This window comes from Alcanivorax hongdengensis A-11-3, assembly GCF_000300995.1.
Classification (GTDB): domain Bacteria; phylum Pseudomonadota; class Gammaproteobacteria; order Pseudomonadales; family Alcanivoracaceae; genus Alcanivorax; species Alcanivorax hongdengensis.
The window spans coordinates 1-6,162 of sequence record NZ_AMRJ01000054.1; the positions used below are offsets into that span (position 1 = coordinate 1).

Below are 6,162 nucleotides of genomic sequence, written 5' to 3' on the forward strand. Positions count from 1 at the left end.
AAACCGTCCGTGGAAACGGGGTAGAACCCTTATTTTCAAAATTGTCATAGATACTTTGAACGGGGCTTTGCTCATAAGAGTAAGACCAGGTTTTTCCTGCATATGAGATGGATTCGAGCGTTGGCCCTTTTGAACCGGCACCGTTATAGGAAAAGTTAACGACTCTGCCATCACTTGTGGTGACTTTGTCAATCAGGACGCCCTCACCTCCTGTTACGCCACTTCCGCTGTAATCAATTTTTATCCAGTTACCGTTCTCGTCAGTAATCTTGTTTACGTACCAAACCGCCGGTGCGTCATACAGCGCATTGAAATATCTTGAGGTAAAATCATAGCGACGACCATCCGCTGTTCTCATCCATAATTCGTCATTGCTTGGCAATGGGTCGTTGAAATTCTTGCAATAAACAACATCAAACTGCTTGGTGACATAGGTGAAATATTCACTGTCTACCACGCCATGCTGAGGCCCGCCAACGCCAGCTCTATTACCGATTGCGAGAGGCCTCTGTGAGCCATCAGGTGCAATATAAACCGGATTGTCTGATATATTTGCATTGGTTTGCGTATTGCACATGGCAGTCGGTCTTGAGACTTTTATCATGCCAAAATGCATGCTCCACCCCAAACCAATGGGACTGAAATCATAGTTGGAGTCGAACTGAAAAGTCTGCTCTTCGTTAGGCTGTATGGTTTGATAATATCTGGCCAGCTTGATATCCATGCCGCCATCACCGGGCACGAATACATCGGTATGCGCTATCTGCAACGAGCCGGAATGAGGATCAACGCTGATACTCGCAGCATTGATGGCGTTGGCTGCGCCACCTAGAACATGACGCTCTTTGTAAAGACCAGGAATAACATTCTGACTACTGATGAAGTCAGAACCACCTTCGTCTGCCACCGCCAAAGAGTTAGTGAAAAACAAATAACAGAGACACAGAAATGCCACACGGAGCATCTTCATCCTTTCCCCCTAATACAGATAGTTCCCTCTATCGGTATTAGTGAAGCAAAAAAAATGAAGAAGATTCAAACATGAATTATTGATGCCGAGATGGTATTCACAAAACTGCTTGGCTTTCTTCTTTTCAACACTCTTCCGGCATCAGCCTGACATTATTCCGTAATTCTTTTCATTTATGGTGGTTTGTTGATTCCAGCGCCGTCAACAACAACCGCTGGTAAAGCCGTTCACGCAGGTTGCCGGTTTTGTCCAGCCCCATACGTGCCAGTGCCGGCTGGAAAGCGGCTTCGCTGCCCTCGCGGAACAGGGCCTTGCGCCCCAGTTGCAGGTATTCCTTGTGGCTGACTTTCTCCTTGAGCCAGGTCAGCGCCTCCATCAACTGTTGTTCGGTGTCATCGAAATCCGTGCCCAGCGGGAAGCGCGGGAAACTCTGCTCACCACAACGGCGCGCCACCTCGTCCAGACGCGCCGGGGTGTTATGGCGACGGGCTTCGGCAATCTGGAAATCGCGGCGCAATTTGCCGGCATCCTTGGCCTGTTCCATCAGCTCGGTCTGGAAGCGGCTGTCGGCGATATTGAGCATGGCAATGATCACTTCCTCGTCGGTCTTGCCACGCAGGTCGGCCACCCCGTATTCGGTTACCACCATGTCGCGCAGGTGACGGGGAATGGTGTTGTGCGGATAACTGAAAACGATATTGCTACAGGCCTCGCCGGCCCGTTCACGCCAGGCACGTAACATCAGTATCGAGCGAGCGCCCTCCAGTTCATGGGCCTGGCTGACAAAGTTGTATTGCCCGCCCACCCCACTGAGCACCCGGCCGTCATCCAGCTGATCGGCCACGGCGGCGCCCAGCAGGGTGGCGGTAAAGGCGGTGTTGATGAACCGGGCATGGGGTCGCTGCAATCGTTTGAGGGCTTCATCGCCATAGAGGTGGTTGATGAAGCTGATATGGGTCATGTTGATGCGGTCGCGCTCGGCATCGCTCATATCACGCAGGCGCTGATAAAACGCCGTCGGCCCCAGGAAAAAGCCACCGTGCATGACCACACCACCGGCCAGTTCGTTACCCAGTACCGCCTTGAGCGCCTCGCGGGTGACCCGGTCATCCAGGTCGTTGGCGACACTGACCTCATTGGGCAAATGCAGCGCATCCCCCTGCTTGCGAATACCGCCGGTGAAAATACCGAAACGTTTCAGGGTGCGAATCTGCGCCCGGTCCAGCCGGCGATTGATGGCGCCCAGTTCCCGCAGCGCATCCAGCAATGCCAGGCCAGGCTTGACCGGCTCGCGCATTTCCAGTTCCTGCAGGGGCAGCCAGTCGTACACCGGGCGGCGGATGATGCCGTCATCGATCAGCGTCAGCAGGCCATGGGTCATCATTTCACTGCAACCGTAGAGGCCGTCGCGGAAGGAGGCGTCACCGCCTTCGCGTTCCATCAGCGCCTGCTGGTCTGCGGGCAGCGACCAGGCTTGCAGGATGTTGCGATAGTGCTCGTTGTCCTGATCACGCAAACGGGTGTGATGGACCAGTGCATCGCCTAGAGCGCCGATACCGATTTGCAGGGTACCGCCATCACGTACCAGAGTGCTGGCATGCAGGCCGACAAAATGATCCTGCTGACTGACGGGCATGTTGGGGGTGCTGAACAGGCGACCATGGCCCTGGGGGTCATCCACCAGAAGATCCATTTCCGGCAGCCACTCGCCCACCTCGGCATCATTGGCCATGAACGGCAGCTCACGGTGGATCTGGCCCACGGCCACCAGGGTCTCGCCGGCATCGCGTCGGGCCTTGAGCAGGGGCATCAGGTCCAGAGTCACTTCCGGGTTACAGGAAAAGCTGTAATGATCCTTGCCGTCCACCTGCCGGTGGGCCAGCATCTGTGCCACCACATTGATGCCTCGGGCATTCAGGTCCCGGGCCACATGGGTGTAGTTGCTGCTGATGTAATGGCGCTGGGCGCTGCGACTGCCCAGCAGACTGCCCGGCTGGAAAAAGAATTCATAAACCGCAATGTTGCCCGGCAACTGGTCGTGCTTGACCGCCTTGAGATAATCGAGCTCTTCGTAGTCATCGAAAACCCGCTGCAAAAACGGTGACAGAAAGCGTTTTTCCAGGTCGCTACCGGCTCCGGGCTTGCCCAGGGACAGGGCCGTGTAGATTTCCAGCTTGAGACTACGATCATCCGCCACCCGCCGATAAAGCGCATTCACAAAGCGGTTGGGCTTGCCCAGCCCGAGCGGCATGGCCAGACGAATATCCCCGCCGGTACGTTCGATCACGATATCCACGGCCTGTTCGGCACTGTGAAGCAAGTCGGTCACGTTAACTCCTTTTATCCATGTGTCCGGGTCTGGGAAACCAGGGTCACCAGTACCACGCCGATAACAATAAAGCCCATTCCAAGCATGGCAGGCCCGTCAGGCCGCTGGTTGAAAAACAGCATCCCGGCCAGTGCTATCAACACGATACCGGCTCCGGCCCAGACCGCATAGGCGATACCCATGGGAATAGTGCGCAACGTCAATGACAGGGCATAAAAGGCAATACTGTAACCGATCACGGTGATCACTGAAGGCCAGAGACGGGTGAAGCCCTGAGACGCATTCAGTGCGGTAGTGCCGATGACCTCGGCGATGATGGCCACGGTCAGGTAGAGGTAACCCATGGGGCATTCCTGTGCACATTCAAACCGTCTCAATGTGCATCAGCGCTGCGAAGGCGGCAAGCAAAAATCAGGGCGGCGTCTGGGCCAGCAGGGTGAGCAGCGTTTGCCAGTGCGCCAGCATCTGCTGCGGGTAGGCCGGGTCCGGGTGGCGGGTGATCAGTACCAGGCGGCTGTCGGTGTCGGCATCCGGCCACAGGGTCAGCGGTGACAGGGCCGGCGTCTCGCCACCGACCCATTGCACCAGCAGCGGGCCATCCAGCGCGTCCACCTTCAACAACCCCTTCACCCGCACCAGTGTTTCGCCGCACTCACTGGCCAGCTGGGCCAGGGCAGCCTGCCACAGGGCCCAGCTCAGCTGGCCCGGCCAGCGCAGGGAGGCGCTGTACAGATCATGGCGCGAGGGGGCCGCCACAGCGGAAGTCGCCAGCGCCGGGGGCGCGGCCACCGGGCTGAACATACCGGTGACGCGGCAGCGCCGCGGGAAGGCCCGGTCCAGCAGGCTGGCGGGGGCCCGGCCATGCTCGGCCACGGTTTGTGGCGCCCCGGCATTGAGCCCCTGCAACCGTTGCTGAAAGTCAGCCAGTGCCTGCGCACTGATGCGGTCACTTTTACTGATCACCAGCTGGTCGGCGGCGGTAACCTGCTCGAGCACTTCCGGATGACGGGCCAGGGCCTCGCTACCGGTTACCGCATCCACCACGGTGATCACCGACTGCCAGACAAAGCGTTTTTTCAGCCAGGGATCCTGCTCCAGCACGGCCAGCACATTGAAGGGATCGGCGGCGCCGGTGGTTTCGATCACCACCGTGGAAAACGCCGGCACATCGCCCCCCTGGCGGGCCATGTAAAGGTTGCGCAGGGTGCTCGACAGGGAACCCTGTATCACGCAACACAGACAACCTCCCGCCATCAGGGTCACCGGCACGTCGGCCCCCTGGGTGAGGTGCTGGTCGATGCCGATGTCGCCCAGCTCGTTGATGATCAGCGCCAGGTCCTGCCGCTCGCCCAGCCAGTGATTGAGCAGCGTGGTCTTGCCGCTGCCCAGAAAACCGGTGAGCAGAACAACCGGTATCGGTGCCATGGCCTCAGCCCACTGCCCAGGGCAGTGCCTGCCCGGCATAGAACGGCACCATGGCCTCGCCGGCGGCATCCAGCTGCTCCGGCACCACCCAGTCCTTACGCACCAGGGTCACGGTGTCCTGGTGACGGGGCAAGCGGTAGAAGTCAGCGCCGAAATGGCTGGCAAAGCCTTCCAGTTTATCCAGTGCGTTGTGCTGCTCCAGGAAGGTGGCATAGAGCGGCAGCGCTGCCCGGGCGGAGTAGCAACCGGCACAGCCACAGGCGGCCTCTTTCCTGTTGCGGGCATGGGGGGCGGAGTCCGTGCCCAGGAAGAAGCGGGCATGCCCTTCGATCACCGCCTGCTGGATCGCTTCCTGGTGCTGTCGACGCTTGAGGATCGGCAGACAGTAGTTGTGCGGACGCACCCCGCCCACCAGCAGATCATTACGGTTCATCAGCAGATGCTGAGGAGTCACGGTGGCCGCGGTCAGCGCACTGGCTTCGCGCACGAAGTGCACCGCCTCGGCGGTGGTCACGTGTTCGAAGACAATACGCAGGGCCGGGAACTGGCGGCGGATATCGGCCAGGTAACGGTCGATGAAGACCTTTTCCCGGTCAAAAATATCGATCTCGGCCTCGGTGACTTCACCATGGACCAACAGCGGCACATCGTGCTTTTCCATGGCCTCGTAGAGGTGGGTGATCTTGCCCGGATCGGTCACCCCGCTGTCGGAGTTGGTGGTGGCACCGGCCGGGTACAGTTTGAAGGCGTGCACGAAGTCGCACTCGGCGGCCTTTTTCACCTCTTCCACCGGCGTGACGTCGGTCAGGTACAGCACCATCAGCGGCTCGAACTGAACACCGGCGGGAACCTGGGCCAGAATCCGCTGCCGGTAGGCCGCCGCCTGCTCCACCGTGGTCACCGGCGGCGTCAGGTTGGGCATGACAATGGCACGGCCGAATACCCGGGCCGTGGCCGGCACCGTTTCAGCCAGCATGTCGCCATCGCGAAAATGCAGGTGCCAGTCATCAGGGCGGCAAATGGTCAGGGTATCGGTCATGGGGTCACCTTCTTGGCCAGGGTGTATCGCGGGGGGCGTAGTGTAGCGCATGTTGCGGGTTGGGCGGAGGGTTGGGTTGAGGGAGAAGAGGCGGTCGCTTGCGGGGTGGCTGCTACGGGGGCTAACCGGAGGGTTCGCGACTCTAGCGTCGCTCCTACAGGGAGGGGTTGGCTTGCGCTGTGCACTCGGGATAGAAAAAGGCCCCGCGATGTGGGTAATGCTGTTCACTTAAGCTTTTAAGCCCCTCTCCCCTTGCGGGAGAGGGGTTGGGGAGAGGGGCCCTGCCTGAAAGGGTTCCGCCAGATTTGCACCGCTTAAGTGAACAGCATTACGCGATGCGGGAGAGGCTCTCGAGTTGCCGTGCAGGGTGATGGGCCGTGCTGGCGGGATTGATTCGCG

5 protein-coding genes are annotated in these 6,162 nt (G+C 59.2%); all 5 read right to left on the reverse strand.

Features of this window, described 5'->3' with window-relative positions:
* Positions 1–970 (reverse strand): hypothetical protein (locus A11A3_RS16830; RefSeq protein ID WP_157375823.1); only part of this gene is annotated, 970 nt, incomplete at its 3' end.
* Positions 971–1,139: 169 nt separating this feature from the next.
* Positions 1,140–3,299, reverse strand: a complete 2,160-nt coding sequence (locus tag A11A3_RS16835) for an acetyl-CoA hydrolase/transferase C-terminal domain-containing protein (protein WP_008930542.1) — start codon at positions 3,297–3,299, stop codon at positions 1,140–1,142.
* Positions 3,300–3,310: 11 nt separating this feature from the next.
* The gene (locus A11A3_RS16840; protein WP_008930543.1) at positions 3,311–3,643 is read right to left on the reverse strand and encodes a DMT family transporter; all 333 of its coding nucleotides are present in this window, start codon (positions 3,641–3,643) and stop codon (positions 3,311–3,313) included.
* A 67-nt stretch (positions 3,644–3,710) separates the two neighbouring features.
* Positions 3,711–4,724 (reverse strand): CobW family GTP-binding protein, encoded by a 1,014-nt coding sequence (locus A11A3_RS16845; RefSeq protein ID WP_040297476.1) that lies wholly within the window; start codon positions 4,722–4,724, stop codon positions 3,711–3,713.
* A gap of 4 nt (positions 4,725–4,728) precedes the next feature.
* A complete protein-coding gene (gene pyrC, locus A11A3_RS16850) occupies positions 4,729–5,763 on the reverse strand; it encodes a dihydroorotase (RefSeq protein ID WP_008930545.1) in 1,035 nt (344 codons plus the stop codon).
* Between the last annotated feature and the right edge of the window lie 399 nt (positions 5,764–6,162).